18 protein-coding genes and 1 tRNA gene are annotated in these 21,112 nt (G+C 65.2%); 10 read left to right on the top strand and 9 right to left on the bottom strand.

Annotated elements, in window-relative coordinates:
- Positions 1-8: 8 nt before the first annotated feature.
- Positions 9-2,027 (bottom strand): PAS domain S-box protein, encoded by a 2,019-nt coding sequence (locus tag RBA41_RS19370; RefSeq protein ID WP_306625881.1) that lies wholly within the window; start codon positions 2,025-2,027, stop codon positions 9-11.
- A 340-nt stretch (positions 2,028-2,367) separates the two neighbouring features.
- On the opposite strand from RBA41_RS19370, the gene RBA41_RS19365 reads away from it, so the two are divergent.
- From RBA41_RS19365 to RBA41_RS19335, 7 genes are all read left to right on the top strand, one after another.
- Positions 2,368-2,955 (top strand): hypothetical protein, encoded by a 588-nt coding sequence (locus RBA41_RS19365; protein WP_306625879.1) that lies wholly within the window; start codon positions 2,368-2,370, stop codon positions 2,953-2,955.
- A gap of 123 nt (positions 2,956-3,078) precedes the next feature.
- A tRNA-Cys gene (locus tag RBA41_RS19360) sits at positions 3,079-3,149 on the top strand.
- Between the two features lie 38 nt (positions 3,150-3,187).
- Complete coding sequence (locus RBA41_RS19355; RefSeq protein WP_306625877.1) at positions 3,188-4,354, top strand: right-handed parallel beta-helix repeat-containing protein; 1,167 nt, start codon at positions 3,188-3,190, stop codon at positions 4,352-4,354.
- A 372-nt stretch (positions 4,355-4,726) separates the two neighbouring features.
- Positions 4,727-6,616, top strand: a complete 1,890-nt coding sequence (locus tag RBA41_RS19350; RefSeq protein ID WP_306625875.1) for a carbohydrate-binding module family 20 domain-containing protein — start codon at positions 4,727-4,729, stop codon at positions 6,614-6,616.
- Between the two features lie 118 nt (positions 6,617-6,734).
- Entirely contained in the window at positions 6,735-8,039 is a 1,305-nt protein-coding gene (locus tag RBA41_RS19345; RefSeq protein ID WP_306625873.1) for a cation:proton antiporter, read from the top strand.
- A gap of 123 nt (positions 8,040-8,162) precedes the next feature.
- Positions 8,163-8,831 (top strand): hypothetical protein, encoded by a 669-nt coding sequence (locus RBA41_RS19340; RefSeq protein WP_306625872.1) that lies wholly within the window; start codon positions 8,163-8,165, stop codon positions 8,829-8,831.
- A gap of 37 nt (positions 8,832-8,868) precedes the next feature.
- Positions 8,869-9,312, top strand: a complete 444-nt coding sequence (locus RBA41_RS19335; RefSeq protein ID WP_306625870.1) for a hypothetical protein — start codon at positions 8,869-8,871, stop codon at positions 9,310-9,312.
- 31 nt (positions 9,313-9,343) lie between these two features.
- Here the strand turns inward: RBA41_RS19335 and RBA41_RS19330 are convergent, their stop codons facing one another.
- Together RBA41_RS19330 and RBA41_RS19325 are read right to left on the bottom strand one after the other, a co-directional pair.
- Positions 9,344-9,667 (bottom strand): transposase, encoded by a 324-nt coding sequence (locus tag RBA41_RS19330; protein WP_374709570.1) that lies wholly within the window; start codon positions 9,665-9,667, stop codon positions 9,344-9,346.
- A 55-nt stretch (positions 9,668-9,722) separates the two neighbouring features.
- Positions 9,723-11,102 carry a thioredoxin family protein gene (locus tag RBA41_RS19325; protein WP_306625869.1) on the bottom strand — a complete coding sequence of 460 codons (1,380 nt, stop codon included), beginning with the start codon at positions 11,100-11,102 and terminating at the stop codon, positions 9,723-9,725.
- Positions 11,103-11,211: 109 nt separating this feature from the next.
- Between RBA41_RS19325 and RBA41_RS19320 the strand changes: the two genes are divergently transcribed.
- Complete coding sequence (locus RBA41_RS19320) at positions 11,212-13,059, top strand: AsmA family protein (protein WP_306625867.1); 1,848 nt, start codon at positions 11,212-11,214, stop codon at positions 13,057-13,059.
- A 121-nt stretch (positions 13,060-13,180) separates the two neighbouring features.
- Complete coding sequence (locus tag RBA41_RS19315) at positions 13,181-13,999, top strand: hypothetical protein (protein ID WP_306625865.1); 819 nt, start codon at positions 13,181-13,183, stop codon at positions 13,997-13,999.
- Between the two features lie 15 nt (positions 14,000-14,014).
- On the opposite strand, the gene nudC is transcribed toward RBA41_RS19315, so the two are convergent.
- Entirely contained in the window at positions 14,015-14,836 is an 822-nt protein-coding gene (nudC, locus tag RBA41_RS19310; RefSeq protein ID WP_306625863.1) for an NAD(+) diphosphatase, read from the bottom strand.
- Between the two features lie 226 nt (positions 14,837-15,062).
- On the opposite strand from nudC, the gene RBA41_RS19305 reads away from it, so the two are divergent.
- The gene (locus tag RBA41_RS19305) at positions 15,063-16,067 is read left to right on the top strand and encodes a glycosyltransferase family 9 protein (RefSeq protein WP_306625861.1); all 1,005 of its coding nucleotides are present in this window, start codon (positions 15,063-15,065) and stop codon (positions 16,065-16,067) included.
- A 191-nt stretch (positions 16,068-16,258) separates the two neighbouring features.
- Here RBA41_RS19305 and RBA41_RS19300 read toward each other — a convergent pair whose 3' ends face one another.
- The 5 genes from RBA41_RS19300 to RBA41_RS19280 all read right to left on the bottom strand — a co-directional run bounded on the left by RBA41_RS19300 (position 16,259) and on the right by RBA41_RS19280 (position 20,416).
- Positions 16,259-17,371: a glycosyltransferase family 9 protein gene (locus tag RBA41_RS19300; protein ID WP_306625859.1), complete on the bottom strand. Its 1,113-nt coding sequence runs from the start codon at positions 17,369-17,371 to the stop codon at positions 16,259-16,261.
- Between the two features lie 29 nt (positions 17,372-17,400).
- On the bottom strand, positions 17,401-18,207 hold the full coding sequence (locus RBA41_RS19295; RefSeq protein ID WP_306625858.1) for a glycosyltransferase family 2 protein: 807 nt from the start codon (positions 18,205-18,207) through the stop codon (positions 17,401-17,403).
- A complete protein-coding gene (locus tag RBA41_RS19290; protein ID WP_306625856.1) occupies positions 18,204-18,821 on the bottom strand; it encodes a DUF4254 domain-containing protein in 618 nt (205 codons plus the stop codon). The genes RBA41_RS19295 and RBA41_RS19290 overlap by 4 nt, the downstream gene beginning before the upstream one ends.
- 89 nt (positions 18,822-18,910) lie before the next feature.
- On the bottom strand, positions 18,911-19,114 hold the full coding sequence (locus tag RBA41_RS19285; RefSeq protein WP_306625854.1) for a DUF2795 domain-containing protein: 204 nt from the start codon (positions 19,112-19,114) through the stop codon (positions 18,911-18,913).
- Positions 19,115-19,195: 81 nt separating this feature from the next.
- The gene (locus RBA41_RS19280; RefSeq protein ID WP_306625852.1) at positions 19,196-20,416 is read right to left on the bottom strand and encodes a pyridoxal-phosphate-dependent aminotransferase family protein; all 1,221 of its coding nucleotides are present in this window, start codon (positions 20,414-20,416) and stop codon (positions 19,196-19,198) included.
- Between the last annotated feature and the right edge of the window lie 696 nt (positions 20,417-21,112).

Here is a 21,112-nt window from a genome sequence, read left to right as displayed (position 1 = left end):
AAAGGCGGTTATGCCGCGAGCGGCAGTTCAAAGAAAAACTCGGTGCGCACGCCGCACTCGCTGAGAAAATCGATGCGGCCGCGATGCCGCTCGATGATGGCTTTCGAGATATTCAGGCCAAGGCCGGTGCCGCCTTTCGGGCGCGTGTCGGACGCATCGGCCTGGGCGAACTTCTGGAAAATACGGCTGCGGAACTGGTCGGGAATGCCGGGGCCATGATCGGTCACCGACAGGCGCGCATATCCCGGCTGGCGCAGCAGGCGCACTTCGACCACGCCGCCGGGCGGCGCGAATTTGGCCGCGTTCGAGAGCAGGTTGACGATCACCTGGACCAGCCGGTCGGTATCGGCGGCCACCATCAAGTCGCCATGCTCCGAGCGCAGATCGAAGCTGACCTTGAAGGGCGAGGCAAAGGCATTGGTGGCGGCGATGGCCTGTTCCACCAGCGGCAGCAAGGGCTGGACCACGGGTTCGAAACGCATATTGCCGGACTCGATTTTTTCGACGTCGAGAATGTCGTTAATCAGGCGTACCAGGCGGTCGCAATTCTTGCTGGCGATATCGAGCAGCACCTTGGCGCGCACGGGCATCTCGCCGGCCGCGCCGCCCGCCAGCAGGCCGAGCGAGCCTTTGATGGAGGTCATCGGCGTTCTCAGTTCATGCGAGACCGTGGAAATGAATTCGTTCTTCATGTTTTCCATTTTCTTGCGTTCGCTGATGTCCTGGGCGATGCCGACAAAGCCGGACAGCGCGTTTTCATCATCCCAGACGGCGGAAATCGACAACAGCACCGGCAGGCGGCTGCCATCCTTGCGGATATACGTCCATTCGGATTCGTCGGGAAGGCGCCCGCGCGCCTTGGCGATGAACATCTCGGCGCCCGGCCGGATCGGACGCCCCAGTTCGACACTGAGCGCATGCACGCGCGCTTCCAGCTCCACCGGATCGTGCAGCACCAGCAGCGAGGACTGGGTGCGCATGTCGGCTTCGGAATAACCGAGCATGCGCTGGGCGCCATCGTTGAACATGATGACCTGGCCGTGCGCATTGACGTAAATGATGGCGTAGTTACTGCTGTTCAAAATCGCATGCTGGAGGCTGAGTGTTTCCGCCAGGCGCCGGTTCAGGCGCTTCATTTCATCGGCATTGCGGCGCCGCGCCGAAATATCGCGTACCAGGCCGGTAAACGCGCGGCGCCCGTTGATGTGCATTTCGCTCGCCACCAGGTTGGCCGGAAAACGGCTGCCGTCGCTGCGCTGCCCGACTACCTGGCGGTTGATGCGCACGCCGTCGCCCATGCCGTCGCGCGCCAGTGCGCGCGCATACGCGCCGATGGCGGCGCGGTAATGGCGCGCTATCAATACGCTGAACGGCGCGCCGATGACCTGGTCCGGCCGGTAAGCGAACAGGCGCTGCGCCTCGGGATTGAAGGTTTCGACCAGGCCCTGGTCGTCGATGGTAATGATGGCGTCGCCCGCGTGTTCGACAATCGCCCGCAGGCGCGCTTCCTTTTCGCGGCTGACCCGGGTGGCCTGCTTGATCGTGTACACATTCAGTTCGAGTTCGGCCCATTGCGCCAGGTCGCACAGGGCGGCAATATCGTCGTCGGGAAAGCCGCGCGGCACGCGGTCGATCAGGCACAGGGTGGCGACCAGGGCGCCGTTATCGGCGCGCAGGGGAATGCCGGCGTAAAAGCGGATATGCGGCGGACCGAGCACCAGCGGATTATCGGCAAAGCGCGGGTCGGCGGCCGCATCGGGAATGATGAATGGGAAGTCGTGCAGGATCGCGTGCCCGCAAAAGGAGATATTGCGCGGCGTTTCAGGCGCATCGAGGCCAAGGCGCGACTTGAACCACTGGCGTTCGCTGTCGACCAGGGTCACCAGTGCGATCGGACAGCCGAACATGCGCTGGGCGCTGCGCGTGATGCGGTCGAAGCGCTCCTCGGGCGGGGTATCGAGGATATTCAGGCCGCACAGTGCGGCCATGCGCGCGCCTTCGTCGGCAGGTACTGGGGCATCAAGCAAGATAATGGCTTTCCAGGTTTGGCGCCGCCCCCGGACAATCAAGCCGCGGGCGCTCATTTCACATCTGGCGCGGTCCCGCCGCTATCGTTTGCAAGCTGCACAGATAGCTATCGGTAATGGTTAAATATACCCGATTCTCCTGTTTCGTGGTGCTGCTTGCACCCCGGGCTTGCACCCCGGGCTTGCACCATGCGGGCGGGCGCCGGCCGGGCTGGTTCCCGCGCCCTGTTGTGTTTCCGTTAGGAAGTTATTTATTAGTGAAGGCTAATGGATTTACGATATTATCGGCACTGCTTGCACATGCCGGGCAATTGACCAAACGACTGACCAAGGAATTACCATGAACATCACCTCCAAAGCATTGCTCTTTGCTTCATGCCTGTCGGGTGCGGTATTGCTGCAAGGCTGTGGCGCCACCAGAATCAAGGCGTCGTCGACCACCAATCCGCCGCCATCGGAAGCGTTTTCGGCGTTTGGGCGCATCGACGTCAGGCCGGTGGTGTTCGGGCCCGACGTCAAGCCCGATCGGGATGGCCTGCACAAGATCGAAGCGAACCTGCAGAAGGATTTGTCGGCCTCGCTGCTGGAGTGGAACGTGCGCCCGGCCAATGGCCGCACCCTGATCATCCAGCCCGTGATCGAGCAGATGAGCTTCAAGCGCGGCGCCCAGCGCGTGCTGCTGGGGCCACTGGCCGGCAGCTCGGGCGTGCTGCTGCGCCTGAAAATCACCGACGGCAAGGGCCGTGTGGTGGCCAATCCGGAATTCTTCCAGCGCGCCAACGCCATGTCGGCCGGCTTCACCCTGGGCGTTCACGACAACATGATGCTGACCCACGTGGCCAGCCTGGCCAGCCGCTATGTGATCAACAATTACAGCCGGGCCGAAGGTGGCGCGACCGGTGCCGACGCCAAGGCGATCGCCCCGTAATAGCGCCTTCTCAAACAAGCTCATGCGGCCCCACGAGGGCCGCTTTTCTTTGGGCGGCGCGCAAACGGTTTGTTTGATCCAGTCGGCATGGCATGACGCGATGCGGGTGGACACTACTCCCATGGCGGAGTAGCAAAATGGCAATGCACCAGCCTGCAACGCTGGGGACGCCGGTTCGATTCCGGCATCCGCCTCACCTCTTCCAGCACGATCCGGCGAAAAGGAACTGTTGATGAACTTGTCCAGGCCACACCATCCTCTCCTGCTGGCAGCATGCCTTGCCTGCCTCGGGCTGTCCTTGTCGGCGTCCGGCACCCCGGCGCCAGGCACAGCGGCGGCCGTCGCCCCGGCCCCCGCCAGCTACCACTACTACGTTGCGAGCAACGGTTCGGACGCCAATCCGGGCACGTCGGCCCAGCCGTTCGAAACCATCCCGCGCGCATCCCGGGTGGCCCTGCCCGGCACCACCGTGCACGTGGCGCCGGGCACGTACGCGGGCGGCTTTCGCACCACGATGAGCGGCACGGCCGAGCGCCGCATCAGCTACATCTCCACCGTGCGCGGCGGCGCGCGCCTGGTGCCGCCGCGCGGCTCGACCACCAAGATGGCGTGGGAAAACCGCGGCGACTTTGTCGATATCGTCGGCTTCCAGGTGGACGGGCGCAACGGCCACGGCGGCGTGCGCTGGACCTACGGCATCTACAACGCCGGCTCGGGCGTGCTGATCCGCAACAACCACGTGCACCATGTGGGCCAGGACGTGCCCTGCACCAGCGCCAGCGCGGCCGGCATCAGCGTCGACAGCTACTACAAGGGCCGCGTGGGCACGGTGACCGGCAATACCGTGCATGACATCGGCCCGACCGATTGCCGCTTCGTCCAGGGCATCAACATGAGCACCACCGGCAGCGTCACCAACAATGTGCTCTATGCCATCGGCGGCGCGGCGATCCAGATGTGGCACGACGCCACCAACGTTATCGTGAGCCACAACACGATCGCCCGCTCGATGACGGGGATCCTGGTCGGCGGTGGCGACCCCTACTACATCAAGGGGCCGAACGATTTCACCAGCGTGCACAACAACATCGTCTACGACAACAAATACGGCATCTCGGAACAGGGTTCGACGGGCCTGCACAACAGCTACCGCAACAACCTGGTGTACCTGAACGCCGCCGCCGACTGGCAGCTGAAAAACGGCCTCAAGCATAGCGGCACGGTGGCGCAAGCGCCGCAGTTCGTGCGCTACGGCAAAGGCGGCCTGCCCGATTTCCGCCTGCGCCCCAGCTCGCCCGGGGTCGGCAAGGGCAGCGGCGAACCCGCTTTACCGGCCGACATCGCCGGCAAGGCGCGCGCCAGGGAAAGCGGCATCGATATCGGGGCTTACCAGCGTTAGACATCCTGCAGTAAACAAGCGTGGGGCTTGGGGTGTGCCGGAGGAATTTCCCTCCGGTTTTTTGTTTCTTGCGGCAGCCATAGCGATGTAGATATGCTACATCTGCATGAAACGAAATACATAAAACCTTTCACATCCAAGCAAAATTGATACATTCTTCATACTTCAGTTTACATTCAATGTAGTTGTGCTACATTTCCACTCCGGAGATACATAAGGGCACAGCCCGCCGCCTCCGTCCGGCGCCCACCCGGCGCCGCAATACCGTCCTCGTTTCACACGGCCGCATCCCATGCATGGAGACAGATGGGATCAGCGTGCTTCTGCCGTAACTGTTGTGCATTCCACTACCAAAAACCATAAGGAAGCAACATGACATCACTTCGTACATCGCCCCTGGTCCGCTCGCTGATCGCCGCCGGCATCCTGTTCGGCGTCGCCGGCCAGGCAAGCGCGGCCGGTTTCAATGCCCCCGACACCTCGGTCCAGATGTTCCGCTGGAAATGGAACGACATCGCCCGCGAGTGCACCAACTGGCTCGGCCCGCAGGGCTACGGCGCGGTCCAGGTATCGCCGCCGCAGGCGTCCGCCAGCCTGGGCACGTGGTGGGACATCTACCAGCCGGTCAACTTCACTTCGCTGGCCAGCAACATGGGGACCGAAGCCGAGTTCCAGGCGATGATCACTACCTGCCACGCCGCCAAGGTGCGCGTGTACGCGGACGTGGTGGTAAACCACATGGCGGCCGGCGCCGGCACCGCCACCAACGGTTCGGCCTGGAACTCGACCGCCCTGGCCTACCCCAACTTCAGCGGCCAGGATTTTCATCCGGCCTGCGACATCCAGGGCGGCGACTACAGCTCGCCGGGCAACCGCAACAGCGTGACCAACTGCCGCCTGAGCGGCCTGCCCGACCTCAAGACCGGGAGCAGCTACGTCCAGGGCCAGGTGCGCACCTTCTTCAACAAGCTGGTGGCGATGGGCGTGGACGGCCTGCGCATCGACGCCGCCAAGCACATGGCGCCGGGCGACATCAGCGCCATCCTGGCCGGCACCAACCGCACCACCACCTCGGGTGAAGCGCTGTGGTTGACGCAGGAGGTGATCCCGGACAGCAACGTGGTGCGCTCGGGCTACTTCGGCAACGGCACCCTGAACGAATTCCAGTACGCGTACGCCATGAAAGCGGTATTTCGCAACGAGAACGGCGCCAATCTGGCGCAAATCCGCAGCATCATGGGCACGCCCGGCAACTGGGGCGGAACCTGGGGCTTCGTTCCAAGCGACAAGGCGAGCGTGTTCGTCAACAACTGGGACACCGAACGCAATGGCAGTTCGCTGGTGGCCAGCAACTACATGGCGGGACAAATCAACGACACCCAGGGCAGCAAGCGCTACGACCTGGCCAATATCTTCATGCTGGCATGGCCGTATGGACACGCGCAGGTGCATTCGGGCTTCCGCTTCAACAGCTACGACCAGGGTCCGCCGGGCGCCAGCCCGTTCGACGCGAACGGCAATCCGCTGATCAACCAGGCGTGGGATTTCATTCACCGCTGGTCGGACATTGCCAATATGGTCGCCTTCCGCGCGGCCACGGCCGGCCAGGGGATCGACCACTTCGTCAACGGCACGCCGAACCAGATCGCCTTTGCGCGCGGCAGCAAGGGCTTTGTTGCGATCAACAATGACGAGGCGGCGTGGAATGCCTCCCTGCAAACGCTGCTGCCGACAGGGACTTACTGCAATGTCGTGACGGGCAAGCTCAATGCCGCGCAGACAGCTTGCAGCGGCGATAGCGCGACGGTCGGCAGCAACGGCATCGTCAGCGTCAGTCTTGCGGGCAATGGCGGCGCCAGCGTGCCGGCGCTGGCCTTGCATGTGAATCAGAAAGTCAGCGGCGGCGGCGGTGGGACCACGCCGCCAGCGTGCAGCACCGTGGCGGTGACCTTCCGCGTGGCCAATGCGAATACCGTGCCGGGGCAGAATGTGCATGTGACGGGCAACCGCAACGAGCTGGGCAACTGGACCGCGACCAACGGCAACCAGCTGGCGATCGAGGGCAGCGGCGCCAATGCGGCGTGGTCGCGCACGGTACAGTTGCCGCCGTCGAGCGCGATCCAGTACAAGTTCCTCAAGCACGGCGCGGTGGCCGATGTGTGGGAACGCAACCAGGCCACCGGCAGCGGCAATCGCCAGGCCACCAGTCCGGCCTGCGGGGCGGCGGCGCTGGTGCTCGATGCGGGGAGTTTTGCGTTTTAACGGCGGGCGCTGCGGGGGCGACGATAGGGGCAGGATTTCAATCCATACGGCAACAGCGCGTAGGGAAACAGTTCTCTTCTGTAGAATCGCCCCACTCCCATTCCCGCCGATGCTCTTCATGACGACTATCCACTGGTTTATTCTGATCGGCTGCCTGATGCTGGCGCGGGGCCTGATGGCGACCAGTATTTCGCGCCTGCCGTTCACATCGGCCATCGTCTACCTGTGCGTCGGCCTCGGCCTTGGCCCGATGGTGCTGGGGATTTTTTCCTTCAGCCCGGTCGAGCAATCGCACCTGCTCGAAACCCTCACCGAAATCGCCGTGCTCGTCTCTCTGTTCTCGGCCGGCGTGAAGATGCCGGTGCCGATCTCGCGCCAGCGCTGGATGCCGGCCATCCGCCTGGCCTGGGTTTCGATGAGCCTGAGCGTGGGCGTGATCGCCGCCTTCTGCTACTTCGTGCTCGGCTTGCCGCTGGGCGCCGGCGTGCTGCTCGGCGCCATCCTCGCCCCCACCGACCCGGTGCTGGCCACCGACGTCCAGGTGCGCCATCCCGACGACCGCGACAAGCTGCGCTTCACCCTCACCTGCGAAGCGGGCATGAACGATGGCTCGGCCTTCCCCTTCGTGATGCTGGGCCTGGGCCTGCTCGGCGCCCATGAACTGGGCGACTTCGGCTGGCGCTGGGTGCTGGTCGACGTGCTGTGGGCCACCCTGGCCGCGATCGCCATCGGCACCCTGGGCGGCGCGGCGCTGGGACGCGTCGGATGGATGCTGCGCGGCAAAGATCCGAGGCACGAAGTGCTCGACGACCTCGTCGGCCTGGGCTTGATCGCCGTGGTGTACGGCCTGACCCTGGTGTTCATGGCCTGGGGCTTCCTGGCCGTGTTTTTCGCCGGCGTGGCCCTGCGCCAGACCGAACTGGTGTTGTCGGGCGCGCACAAGGACCGCCAGGGCTTGCTGGTGGCCGAAAAAACCAGGGACGATCCGGGCGCCGAAGCCCCGCCGGTCGAGGTGCCGCTGACCGTCAGCGCCGAGTCGCTGGTGTTCAAGGAGCACCTCGAACGGCTGTCGGAACTGACCCTGGTCCTGTTGCTCGGCGGCATGGTGTCGATGCACGACTGGAACTGGCGCAGCGTCGGCACGGCCCTGTTCCTGTTCGTGGTGGCCAGGCCGCTGAGCGTGATGATCGGCCTGCTCGGCTCGGACAGCACGATGCGCATCCGCGGCATCACCGCCTGGTTCGGCGTGCGCGGCATCGGCTCGCTGTATTACCTGATGTATGCCATCAACCACGGCTTGCCGATCTCGCTCTCGCGCGAGCTGATCCAGATTACGATCGTCGTCATCATGCTCTCGATCGTGGTGCACGGCACCAGCGTCAAGCCGCTGCTCGACCGCTTCTGGCGCCGGAAAAAGCGCTAGGCCAACAACCCGGCCGTGTCCCCGTCCGCGATGCGGCGTGCATGAGCCAAGCCAAACCGGGCCTGCGGGCCGCGCCTACAATCGAACTCCTCCCCAGTGATTTTTCGCGAGGCGGTGACGGCCATGGCTACTTTTTCCAGTGCATCGACGGCGGCGCTGACAGCCGCGCTGACCCTTTGCTGCGGCGCCGCGCTGGCGCAGGCGCACTTCCCGGCCGACGACCTGGCGCACTTCGGCGCGGCCGACAACAGCTGGCTGACGGAACCGCCGCGCTACTACGCGGGCGCGGCCACGCGCATCGCCTCTCCCGAGTTCGCCCGCGCCATGCGCGTGAGCACCAGCGCCTGGTGGGGCATGGCCAACAGCAACGCCACCAATTACTCGGTGGGCGGCATCGCGGTCATGCTCGGGCAGGATGCGCTGCCCGGCGCGCCGGTGGAGATCGCGCGCCTGCTGGCGCACCGCGCGCTGGCCGCCACGCCGGCCGCAACCTCGACCTGCATGGTGCCCTGGCTGCAGTGCGCCGCCTTCGGCAGCCTGGAAGCGCGCATGCGGGCGCAACACGCCTTCCTGAACGGCAGGAACCCCGACGACGACGCCATGGCGGGCCGGCGCAACTTCATCCATGCGCTCAGCGCCGGCATGCGTTTCGATTTTCCGTACACGCGCACGGCCGCGCACGGCCCCTGGTTCGTGCAGCTGCGGGCCACGCACCGCTCGTCCGCGTTCAAAGGCTCGCTGCACAGGCAGGGGCGCCGGGGCGTCTCCCTGACCATCGGCACCGAGTTCTGATCTATACTTGCTGGCATTACTCCACAGGAAAGCGATCATGCGCAGGTTCTGGATTTTACTGACGCCGCTGCTCCTGGCCGGCTGCATCAAGGGCTCGGCCAGCTACTACATCGATGACGCCAGCAACGACCACGTCATTACCGTGCGCGCGGAGCAGGAATATTTCTGGAAAAAAGACATCACCCTGACCCTGGTCGCCTCGCACATGCCGGAATGCCAGCGCGTCTTTCCCATGTCCGGCATGCCGGCCGACGAGGTATCGGTCGAGCTGTTCTCGAACGGCGACGACGTCTACACCGTGCGCTCCGGCACGGAAGTGATGCAGGTCGACACGCTCAGCTGCGCGCTGCTGGCCGAACCGGCGCCCAAGGCACTGGGACAGCCGGTCGGCACCTTCTTCCTCGATGAGAAGACCATGATGTTTGAAAAGGCAACAGCGCCACCCGCGCCAGCAACGGGCGCTGCTGGCGCTGGCGGCTGAGGCGCCGCTGACGGGCGGCCCAGCCGGCGCGTCAGTGCCGGGCCAGCACCTTGTGCAGGGTTGCCACGGTGGCGGGCCGGCCGATCTGCTCCAGCGCTGTTTCGAGCAGCATGGGTTCGCCCGGCCGCACCGCCGTCCACTGGGTGAAATATTCGTGCACGGTGCGCCAGGGCGGAAACCCCTCGGGCACGCCGCGCCAGGCGGTGCCACTTTCCAGAAAATACAACACTGCGCAAAACACATCGTACAGATCGTGCTTGCGCGGGCGCGTCTTGCGGCGCGCCGCTTCCAGCATGCCGCGTACCGCCTCAAACTCTTCGCGCGAAACGTCGCTCGCGAAATCGGGTCGTGCCATCGTCGTTAACCTCAAATCTTGTTTGAGGGTCTGATCTGGAACAGGTTCCCTAAATTTATTCGTTGACTCTGATCAGTAAGCCCTGCTTAAGTTTTTCGACTTGCTCCGTGGAACCATTCAAGGCGCTCAGCTTGTTCAGCATGCGTGCCAGCTGGGTGCCGTTGCGGCGGCAATTGGCGTCCGTCATGCCGTCCACCTCAGACACCAGCGCGGCGGCGAGACGGCCGATGCGGGCCGCGTCATCCGGCGTCGCATCGACCAGCGCCAGCAGGAAGGTGGCGCCCCATTGCAATCGCGTGGCGGGGCCGCTGGCCTGTTCCCAGGCTTGCTGATACCAGTCGAGCATGGCGGCCATATCGCCACGTTTTTTGGCGACGGCGGCCAGATTGTGCATGAAGTAGAAAGGCGCGTGCGAACCGGGCAGCGCGGCGCGCAGGAGCGCGTCGGCGTCGCCCTGCAAGCCGGCATCAACGAACGCGCCGGCCGCGGTATTGATCACGTGGTGGCGCAGCGCCGCATCTTGCGCCCCCGCCAGCACGCTGGCAACGCGCTCGCGCAGCAGTGCGTTCAGGCCGGCAACAGGGCTGCCGAGGCGCGCCATGCGCACACGCACGCGCAAGGCCGCCAGCTGGTCGGCCGGGTCCAGCGCCTCGGACGACTCAAGCCGCTGCAGCGCGACGGACCACGCGCTTGTCAATGCCATGCGCTGTTCCGACTGCGGCGCCGTCAGTGCGCGCACCAGGTCGACCGCGTAGTCGGTCACCAGATCGACGTGCGCCAGCACCGTGTGCGGCTCGGCCAGCGTGCGCAGCAGCATCTCCAGTCCATCATGCTCGTTGGCGCACGCGCCGGCGTGCAGCGCATGCCAGGCCAGGCGCAGCGCCGGCTCGGGCCCGGTGCAGGCATCGCGCAGGGCAGCAAGCGTGGCGGCCAGGTCGCGCCCGGCCAGCAGCTGGCCTTCATCGGTATCCCAGGAATAATAAGCGAGCAGGCGCCATTCGTCGGCCGACAAGGCGCGCTGGCCCGACAAGGCGTCGCGCAGCGATTGCGCCGCCGTGAACGGCGCCGTCAGCGCCAGTTGCAGCATTTCAAGAAAGCGCGGACCGGCCAGTTCGCACGGCAGGCGCGTAATTTCGGCGCCATCGGGGCGGTACAGCACCAGGGTCGGGTAGCTGCGCAGATGCAGGCGATCGGCGGCACGCTGGGCGCCGGCGGCGTCGCCATCGATATGCAGCGGCACGAACGACGGCGCCAGCGCGGCAAAGCCGGGCTGCGACAGCACTGCCGCCTTGAGCCGGTTGCACGGCGGACACCACCCGGCGCCCCAGTACAGGAACACCGGCTTGGCCGCCGCGCGCGCCTGGGCAAAAGCGGCGTCCGGATCATGATGCCAGCCGATGACGGTGGTTGTCTGCGCGTTGGCATCGTTGGCCATGGTCTGTCCCGAGAATGTTGGAAATGGCGAAAGTATATCCAAAACAGGGGCATGCCGGCGGGCCTGCCCGGTGCTACACTCGACGCCTTTCCCGCCTCCGAGTTTCGTCATGCAAGCACGCATCAGGATCGCCGTCATCGCGCTGGGCGCCACCGTGCTGGTGCTGGGCAGCGCCCTGGGCATCCTGGCGGCCCGGTTCGATCCGAACGCCTACAAGAGCGCCATCGTCGAGCGGGTGCACGAAAAAACGCACCGGACCCTGCGCATCGGCGGCGATATCCGGCTGGCCGTGTATCCGCGCCTCGGCGTGCACCTCGGCAAGGCCAGCCTGTCGGAACTGGGCGGCAAGGGCGAATTCGCCGCGCTCGACAGCGTGCGCCTGTCGTTCGCGCTGGTGCCGCTGCTGCTGCGCCAGGAAGTCGTGATCGACCGCATCGAACTGCGCGGCATGCGCGCCACCCTGGTGCGCCAGGCCGACGGCAGCATGAACATCGACGACCTGACCGCCGCGCGCGTCAAACCCAACGCCGGCGAGCGTGCCGGCGCGGCCGGGAACGCCGGCGCCGGACCGGCCCGCATCCGTTTCGCGGTCGACAGCATTCGCGTCGACAACGCCCATCTGCGCTTCGACGACCGCAAGGCCGGACGCGTCTTTGACATCGCGCGCCTGAACATCGATTCCGGCCCGATCGCGCACGGCGTGCCGAGCCGGGTCGCGCTGTCGGCCAATATCGGCGTGGACCAGCCGGCGCTCAACACCGTCCTGATTTTCGAGAGCGGCTTTGCGCTCGACCGCGACACGCGCCGGGTAGCGATGACGGACCTCGATGCCAATCTCGACCTGTCGAGCCGGGCGGGGATCGAATCGCGCGCCAAATTGAAAGGCAGCATCGAGATCGACTTCGGCAAGAACGCCATCGCCGCCGCGCTCAAAGGCAAGATCGATGACAGCGCAGTCAGCGGCAAGGGAGCATTGCGCGACGGCATGCTGCAGCTCGACATCGATATCGACCGCCTCGACCTGGCGCGCTATCTGCCGCGCGCGCCGTCCGCAGCGCCAGGCGGCGCCGCCGCGCCAGACGCCGGCACGGCGCCGGACCAGCCGCTCGACCTGTCGGCCCTGGCCAGGCTGCGCGCCAGCGGCACCTTGCAGGTGGGCGAACTGACGGCGGGCGGCCTGCGCGCCGCGAATGTGCACGCGGTGCTGCTGGCCGACGCCGGCAAGACCACGATCAAGCCGCTCTCGGCCACGCTGTACGGCGGCAACGGCAACGGCGCGCTGAGCCTCGATTTCACGGGCGACCCCAGCAGTCCGCGCATGGGGCTGGTGCAAGACCTGCGCGGCATCTCGCTCGGCGCCCTGCTGCTGGATGCCACCGGCAAGGCGCCGCTGGCGGGACGCGGCGACGTCCAGCTCGACCTGGAAACGCGCGGCGACAGCACGATGGCCCTGCGCGAGGCGCTCGGCGGCACGGCAGCGCTGCGGCTGCGCGACGGCGTCATCGGCGGCATCGACCTGGGCCGGATGGTGCGCGAAGCCAGGGCTGCCGCGGGCGTGGGCAGTGGTGCCGACTCGACCGGTTTCAGCGAACTGAGCGCGACGTTCCGCATCGACAGCGGCGTTGCCCACAACACGGATTTTTCGGCGAGCACACCGCTGCTGCGTATCGGCGGCGACGGCCGGATCGACCTGGCGCACGCCACCATCGATGCCCGCTTGCGCTGCACGGTGGTACCGAGCCTCACCGGCCAGGATGGACCCGCCGTCGGCACCCTGGGCGGGCTGACGGTACCGGTCGCCCTGAGCGGCCCGCTGGCGCAGATGACCTGGCAGGTCGATGTGGCGGCACTGGGCAGCGAGGCGGCGCAAAAGATGCGCGGCGCCATGCCGAGTGGCGGCAAGGAAAAACTGAAAGACCGGGTGAAGGACGCGCTGGGCGGACTGTTTCCGCGCTAACAGCCTATTCGTGGCAAGGGCGCCACGGCGCCACCTTTTGTTGAGCAAACCGGCGCCGCGCGGCTGGGCTTTGGGCTAGCGTCGAACATAGCAAACCCTAGCAAACACATCGGGAGGATCTATGTTCGGAAGCACAGTCCTTGAAGTGGCGGTTGGCCTGACTTTTTGCTACGCGACGGTAGCATTGATTGTCAGCACGGTGCAGGAAGCGCTGGCGTCGGCGCTGAAACTGCGCGCACGCGGGCTGCTCGAAGGTATCAAGAGCATGCTCAACGATCCGAATTTCAATGCCCTGGCGCGCACCCTGTACGCCCATGCGCTGGTCAATCCGCACAGCAACCCGGCTCTTCCCGAGCAGGAACACATCGGCACCAAGCCGTCGTACATCAAGCCCGAGCATTTCGCGATCGCCCTGATCGACGCCATCCAGTCGATTCCCGGCAACTACGACCAGCTCGGGCGCGACATCGATGCCCTGACCGATCCGCAGATCAAGCGCGCGCTGCAAGGCATCTACCAGCGCGCGGAAGGCGACATGGCGCGCTTCCAGGCGTCGGTGGAAGGCTGGTTCGACACGGCGATGGAAAGGGTGTCCGGCCTCTACAAGCGGCGCTCGATGATGGTCAGCGTGCTGCTCTCGCTGCTGCTGGCGGCGCTGTTCAACATCGACAGCATCCACCTGTTCAGGACGCTGTGGGCGCATCCCTCGCTGGCGGCCCAGCTCGGTGCGGCCCCGGCCACCATGAACCCGCAAGCGCTGCAGATGCTGTGGACCTTGCCGATTGGCTGGGAACAGTTTCCGCCGGCCTTGAACCGGGAGTTCGCGCTCAGCGTCGCGGGCTGGGCGCTGACGGCCTCGACCGCGCTATTCGGCGCCCCCTTCTGGTTCGACCTGATGAAGCGCACGGTCCAGGTGCGCGGCACCGGGCCCAAACCGTAGGGCCAACGCCCGCTGTCAGGCAGTGCGGTCCGGACGGTGGGCGTCGACCAGGATCGTCGATACGGAAAAGTGCGGCACGCGTTCGGGCCATTCGTCGTTCGGCCCGAACCAGCGCGCTTCGACGATTTCGCTGGGGTCCACCCGGATCTCGCCGTCCAGATAATCGGCGGTGAAGGCAATCATCAGGGAGTGGGGAAACGGCCACGACTGGCTCGAAAAATACTGCAGGTTGTGGACCCGTAATCCGACTTCTTCAAACACTTCGCGGTGCACCGCTTCTTCCACCGATTCGCCTGCTTCCAGGAAGCCCGCCAGCGGCGTGAAGCGCTTGCTCGGCGAGGCCACGTGCAGCGCCAGCAAGACATGGTCGCCCTTGCGGATCAGCACCATCATCGCCGGCGAAATGCGCGGATAGGCCATCATGCCGCAGGCGCTGCAGACGTAGCAGCGCTCGCCCGCTTTGAGCTGCATCGGCTGGGCGCAGGCGCCGCAGTAGCGGTGGGTGCGTGCCCACTCGGCAATCTGGCTGGCACGGCCGGCCACGCTGAGCAGATCCTCGTCGAAGCCGCCGAACAGGGAACGCATGCTGCGCCAGGTGTACCCCGGCAGGGCCAGCTCCTCGCTGGCGTGCCAGACGGTCTGGCAATAGCGCCCGCCCAGGATGCCAACCGGATGCGGCGTGCCCGCGATGTCCAGACCGGCAAGCTCGTCTGCGGAGGGAATACCCAGGTCGGCTTCGCGCAGCAGCAGACGGCTGCCATGGAAGACGAACGTCGCCGGATCGGAGTGGGATTGCGCCGTGATCAGCGGCGTAAACGTTGATGGCATCTGAAGCATGCGGCCAGCCTTTTGTGTTGTGGACTGCAGGCAGCATACCGCATTTTTCAAGCACGGATTGCGAGGCCAGGGAGGCCCAACCGGCACCACATACGATCTGCATCAAGCTGCCGCGCGCTGCATCGAACGGATGCGACAGCACCCTGTCATACCGGGAAGTGCCCGCGCGGGCATGACCGGGCTGCGCAATCGGCGGCAAAGACGCTCACATCAATGGCACTACCCCATGACGACATCCTCCTGGTTAGCCCGGCACGATAACGCCAGCGTGGTCATTTTCCGCGCGCTTCAGCTCGGCGATATGCTGTGCGCGGTGCCGGCACTGCGCGCCTTGCGGGCGGCCATGCCGCGCTCGCGCATCAGCCTGGTCGGCCTGCCCTGGGCGGACCAGTTCGCCCGCCGGTTCAGCGCCTATGTCGACGAGTTCATTGCGTTTCCCGGCCACGAAGCGTTTCCCGAACAGTCGGCCAGGCTCGACCAGCTGCATGATTTCTACGCCGGCATGCGCGCGCGCCGCTTCGACCTGGCGCTGCAGATGCACGGGAACGGCCAGTACAGCAACGCCGTCGTGCGGGCATTCGGTGCGCGTGCGATGGGAGGATTCGGGGCCGCTCCGGGGCGCGGCAATGAATGCCTGATTCCCTTCCCCGACACGGGAGCGGAACCGCTGCGGCTGCTGGAACTGGCGACGGGCCTCGGTGCGCCGGCGTGCGGTCCCCAGCTTGAATTTCCGATCACCGCTGCCGACGAGCGGGAGCTGGAAGCGAGCGGTGTGGCCAGCGGACTGGCGCCCGGCAGCTACGTGTGCATCCATCCGGGCGCGCGGTGCGCCGACAAGTGCTGGCCGGCGGCGAAGTTTGCGGCGGTGGCGGACCAGCTTGCGATCCGGCCACGGCTCAAAACGGTGCTGACCGGCTCGCCGGCCGAGGTGCCGCTGACGGCCGCCGTGGCGCGCCTGATGCAGCATGCGCCGGTCGATGCGGCCGGGCCCTTGTCGATCGGCGCGATGGCGGCGCTGATGAGCCGTGCGCGCCTGCTGATCTGCAACGATACGGGCGTGTCGCACATCGCGGCCGGGCTCAGGCTGCGCAGCGTGGTTATTTTCAGCAAGGCGGATATCCGGCGCTGGGCGCCGCTCGACCAGCAATTGCATCGCTGTCTGTGGGACCCGTTTGGCGAGCAGGCGAAGACCGTGCTCGATCAGGCAAGGGCGTTGTTGATGCTGCGTTGAGGAGGTGGCGCGGATGCGCCTTGCCTGCAAGGCGCCATGATGCTTTCGCACCAGTTCTGTGTGTTGCCACCTTCTGATATTCCAGGCACTGCCCTTCGTCATTCCGGCTGCCATCTTCGTCGTTCCGGTCACCCCGTCGTTCCTGCCATTGGCAGAAACGACTTCCCGCGATAGCGGTGGAAACGGCGAGCTTAGTTGCGGCTATGGGATTCCTGAATCCGGCGAGCAACGCTGCTTGAGCCAACGCCATGGGCATCAGCACTGCGTCCGGCACGCAGCAACCCCAGCGCCAGCCCGTTGACCTCATCTTGCATTACATCATCAACAAAGCTCGCATCATGCACGCAGCGCGTCCTGATGTTTTCCTCGCCACAAACCGGACAGTGCACGCGCAGCGATACCGCAGCGCGATGGGCGTCCTGCCGCAGCGGCCCGGATTCGATCAGGTTGGTCAGCCAATAAATGCCCACGGCAGGCGTGCCAATCGCCAGCGCCAGATGCAGCGGGCCGGTATCGTTCGATACCACCAGCGTGCTGCGCGCCAGAATCCCGCACAAGGCACCCAGCGACGCCTTGCCGCTCAGATCAATCGCCGGATGGCGCATCGCCCCGATGAGCGCGCGCACCAGCGGCGCTTCCTGCGCGCTGCCGTTCACCGCCACGATGGCGCCTTCATTCACCAGCAGATCGGCCAGCGCCGCAAAACGCCCGACCGGCCAGCGCCGCCGCGGGTCGCTCGCCCCCGGCTGCAGCAATACCAGCGGCCGGTCGCGCGTCGGCGGCAGCAGCAGCGCTGCCTGGGCAAGATCGTCCTCGGAAACGTCAAGCTCGCGCCGCATCGGCCAGGCCGCGGCGCCAGCCAGGGCCGCCACTTCCAGCAGCTGCAATCGGCGGTTGACCAGCCCTTCATGCCGGACGTTGCGGTCCAGCGGCTCGGCGTCGCCAGCGCACATGCCCACCGTCAGGCGCGCCCCGAGCCGCCGGATGAACGGGTTGGCGTGGCGCCCGCCGCCGAACAGCTGGATGGCAAGATCGATCCCGCTCATGCGCAGGTTTTCCACAAACGCCTCGACAGCGCAGGGATCGGCATCGCCCTGCCCGCACACACCCATGCCCGGATACGGCGGCATGATGGCCACGGCATCGACCGGGCCCGGCCGCCCCTCCAGAAACGCCGCGTGCCACGGCAGGCCGATGTACAACAACTGCGCCTCCGGATAACTGTGCTTGAGCGCATGCAAGGCCGGCAGGCAGAACATGAAATCACCGAGCGCGTTCGGACGCAGCACGACGATGTTGCGCACACGGGCCAGCCGCGCGTGCTGCCCGCTCTTCACAGCAACACCCTGGGTGCGTCGACCCGGCGCGACACCACGGTGGTCGGCAATTCCATATGATAGGCACCGGACGGAATGATGCCGCAGCCGCCCGAGCGCGCCATCACGCGCAGCTGTGCCAGCACGTCCTCACCGCAGTGTTCCGGCGGCAGCTCCTTCCAGAAATCGAATCCGCCGGCGGCGCGCAGTTTGGCCGTGTCGAACAGCACGCAGCCGCCGATCCAGGCAACCCGGTACGGCCGCGTCGCGTCGCGTCCGATGCCCAGTTGCGCCTGCACGTGGAACAGGTTGGCCGCGCTGTGCAAATGATGCCGCTCCCAGGCGCTGCCGCCGGGCGCGACCAGTTCCGGTTCGACCTGCCCTTCCCAGAATTCGATGGCTTGCTGATGCGGCCGGCAGTCGTGCCGATGACTGAGACCGTGCAGGGCGCTGCCGACAAAGCCGCAGCGCTGCTGCCGCATGGTGTGCGCCAGACGCTCGATCAGGTCGCTTTCGATAATGACGTCGTCGTCGAGAAACAGGCACCAGGGCGCCGCTACCTGCGCCAGCAGAAAGGCGCGCTGCTCGGCCATGCCGCGCCGCGGCAGGTGGCGCAGCATGTCGACCGGCACGCCGCGCGCCGCCAGGTAGCGCAGCACGGCGCGCACTTCGGCGCTGGCGGCGGCGCCATCGCCATCGGACTGGTCGGACACGACGATGCGCACATTGCGCGCCGTTTGCGATGCCAGCGCCGTCAAGGTCACGGCCAGCGCCGCCGCCCGATTGCAGGTCGGAATCAGCACATCGATGCGGCCGTCGCTCATGGCGCGGTCCCGCTGCGCTCCCGGCCCGGCGCGCCCCCGTACAGCCAGGGATTGAGCGCGGGGTCGTTGTACATCTTGAACTGGCGGTAGACCTTGAAGTAGGCATGCCCGCTGGCGACTTCGGCAAGCAGGCGGTCGAGGCAGCAAGCCAGGTCGTGCCGCTGCAGCACCAGCCGCTGCAGCCTGGCCAGGCAAGCCGCCACATGCTCCGCGCCAGCCTCGGTGCGCCGGGTCTGCACGCGCATGTGAAAAATCTTGAGCGCGAGAATGGACAGCCGGTCGATCATGGCGCCCGCCGTCTCGCTGCTCAGGCGCGCACCGGGCTGGGGCAGCACGCCGTCCAGCTGCGCGAGCAGTGCTTCGTCGATCGCTTCGACCGCATCGTTGCGCAACTGGTTATGGCGGTCGATCAGGCGCTTGCTGGCGGCAATGGCGGCGCTGCCGGCATCGGTGCGGCGGGCGCGGTCTTCTTCATCCCACAGCAGGTGGTTGTGACGGTGATTGGCCTCGACCCAGCGCCAGAGCACACTGTCGGCCGGGGCCGGCAAGCCGGCATCATCCAGTTGCGCGTCGTGCCACTGCAACAACGATACGGCATCGAACTCCTTGAGCATCGCCACTCTCCTCGGGGTGTACATCCGGATGCCAGCGCAACCGGGTACAGCTTGGAGCGCCGGAGCGTGCCCGAAGTTCCCGTGGCCGCTCAATCGTCGTCGTCGGGCCCCTTGAACGCCTGGCTGACCTCGGCCGGCGTCTGAAACTCTTCGTCGGGCAAGGCGTCGAGCGAGGCGCACACCTTGTCATCGGCGCCGAGCTTTTTGGCGTTGACGATCAGGGCGGCCTTGTTGGCCGGATAGTCCACGCCCTTGAGGAATTTTTGAATCCGGATGGGGTTTGCATGCGCCATGGTCGTCTCCCGAGTGGTTCAGGGTTGGACAGCATGGCGCGGCGCAGGTTCACCCCAGATCGCGCTACCAGATGTCGGATACTAGCTTGCGGCTTGCGCGATCGCATGGCGCGACAGCGAGCGTTCGAGTTCGGCCATGCCGGCCGGCAGGTCGAGGCTGGCGCCGCCGGCCTGCATGCTGGAACCGAAGGCGTGCAGGGTGCGGAACAGGTTGTGCGCGCGGCTCTGCTCGCCCATCTGGCCGATGCGCAGGATGTTCAGCCCGAACGCCCCGGAAATTTCGACCTTGTGCACGCGCGACATGTGCGCCCGCACCACGTCGGACGACACATGATCGGGCGTGACGATGCCGATGACGGAATTGAGCCGGTGCTGCTTGGGCACCAGCAGTTTCAACCCCAGCGCTTCGATCCCGGCCTGCAGCGCTTCCGAGCATTGCTGGTGGCGCGCGAAGCGGCGCGGCAGGGTTTCGGCGCAGACCAGGCGCAGCGCTTCGTGCAGGGCCAGGATGCCCGATACCGGCGCCGTGTAGTGATAGGACTTCTGGTTCCAGAACTGGTCGGCCAGCTGGGCGTCGAGGCACCAGTGGTAGGGCTGGTGCCTGCGCGAGGCAATCTTTTTGGCCCAGGCATGTTCCGAGAACGCCAGCAGCGACACGCCCGGAATCGAGGACAGCCCCTTCTGCCCGCCCGTGATGACCGCGTCGACCTGCCAGGCATCCATGTCGAGCGTCATCGTGCTCAGGGTGCAGACGGCGTCGACAATCACCAGGCAGCCGTGCTCGTGCGCCATGCGCGCGATGCTGCCCAGGCTGTGGTTGCACACCGTGTTCGAGGTTTCGCCCTGCACCAGGGTGATGGCGGCATAGTTGCCCTTGGCCAGTTCGCGCTGCACCAGCTCGACGCTCGCGCTCTCGTTGTTGTCGATGTGCAGCAAGGTCGGCTCGCCGCGCACGCGGCTGACCATCTCGGCCATGCGCTTGCTGAAGTAGCCGTTGCAGATGCATAAAACCTTGTCGCCCGGATGGACCAGGTTGGCGATCGCCATTTCCATCGCCGCCGAGCCCGGCCCGCCGACCCCCATCACGTGCGAGGAGCTGGTCTGGAAGACGTAGCGCCCCATCTCCTTCACCTGCGCGATCACCTGGTTCATGGTGTCGCCGAGGTGGTTGATGACGATCGAATTGGCGGCCGCCACGGCGGCCGGAATCGGCACCGGGCCCGCGCCCATCATCAGCAAGGGTTCATCCGGCAGGATGTGTTCGAGCGGAACTATGTCGGGAACGCGGATTGCCTCAACCATTCAATGACTCCTCAAATATGTGCGATGGATAGTCATCATAGCCTGCAATCGATTAACTAGTTTCCAAACGATCATTTTTGATCGGACCGGGTTCCGGCCGCGCCAAGCGTGATCCGGATGGGCGGTTTTTTCTCCCCGACATGAGGTAGATCAATAACTTTGCTGAATATGCGTAAATACAACCCTTTATTGTCCGTTTTAGCATAGTACCCGCCGTTCCGCACATTCCATTGCCACATATTCAAGCGCACTCAGCTTAATAAACAGGCAGATGAATATGACAAGGCCGTGACAAATATGGTCTTTTTACCATAACAATTAATGTTCAATTAATTAATCAAGGGGTTTCGTGTCTATACATATACTTCGTCACCTCGCGCGGCAAGGCAGTCGGGAGTGATCTAATTTTCAACATCTCAATTGGCGCAACAACAACACCATAAAATAGAAGCGAAAACCAAACCCGTTTAAATTCAATTACTTAGCACATTTTCTTATGCGACATAAATTGCGATTGGTAATACCTGTGCAATATTGATTGACACTCCGATGCCAAATCGTTTTTAATCGCCCCGGCGAAATAACAATATTTCGCAAAAATGCCGTATCCGGCATTAACTGCGCGTTCCCGGCCGGCGCAAAAGGCCGGCCGTTTCATTTATCCGTCCTGCGAGTGGTGAATACTATGTCGACATG

The organism is Massilia scottii (assembly GCF_030846495.1).
Lineage (GTDB): Bacteria > Pseudomonadota > Gammaproteobacteria > Burkholderiales > Burkholderiaceae_D > Telluria_A > Telluria_A violaceinigra.
Note: the sequence above shows the minus strand (reverse complement) of the source record. Positions and strands in the feature narration are given on the sequence as shown.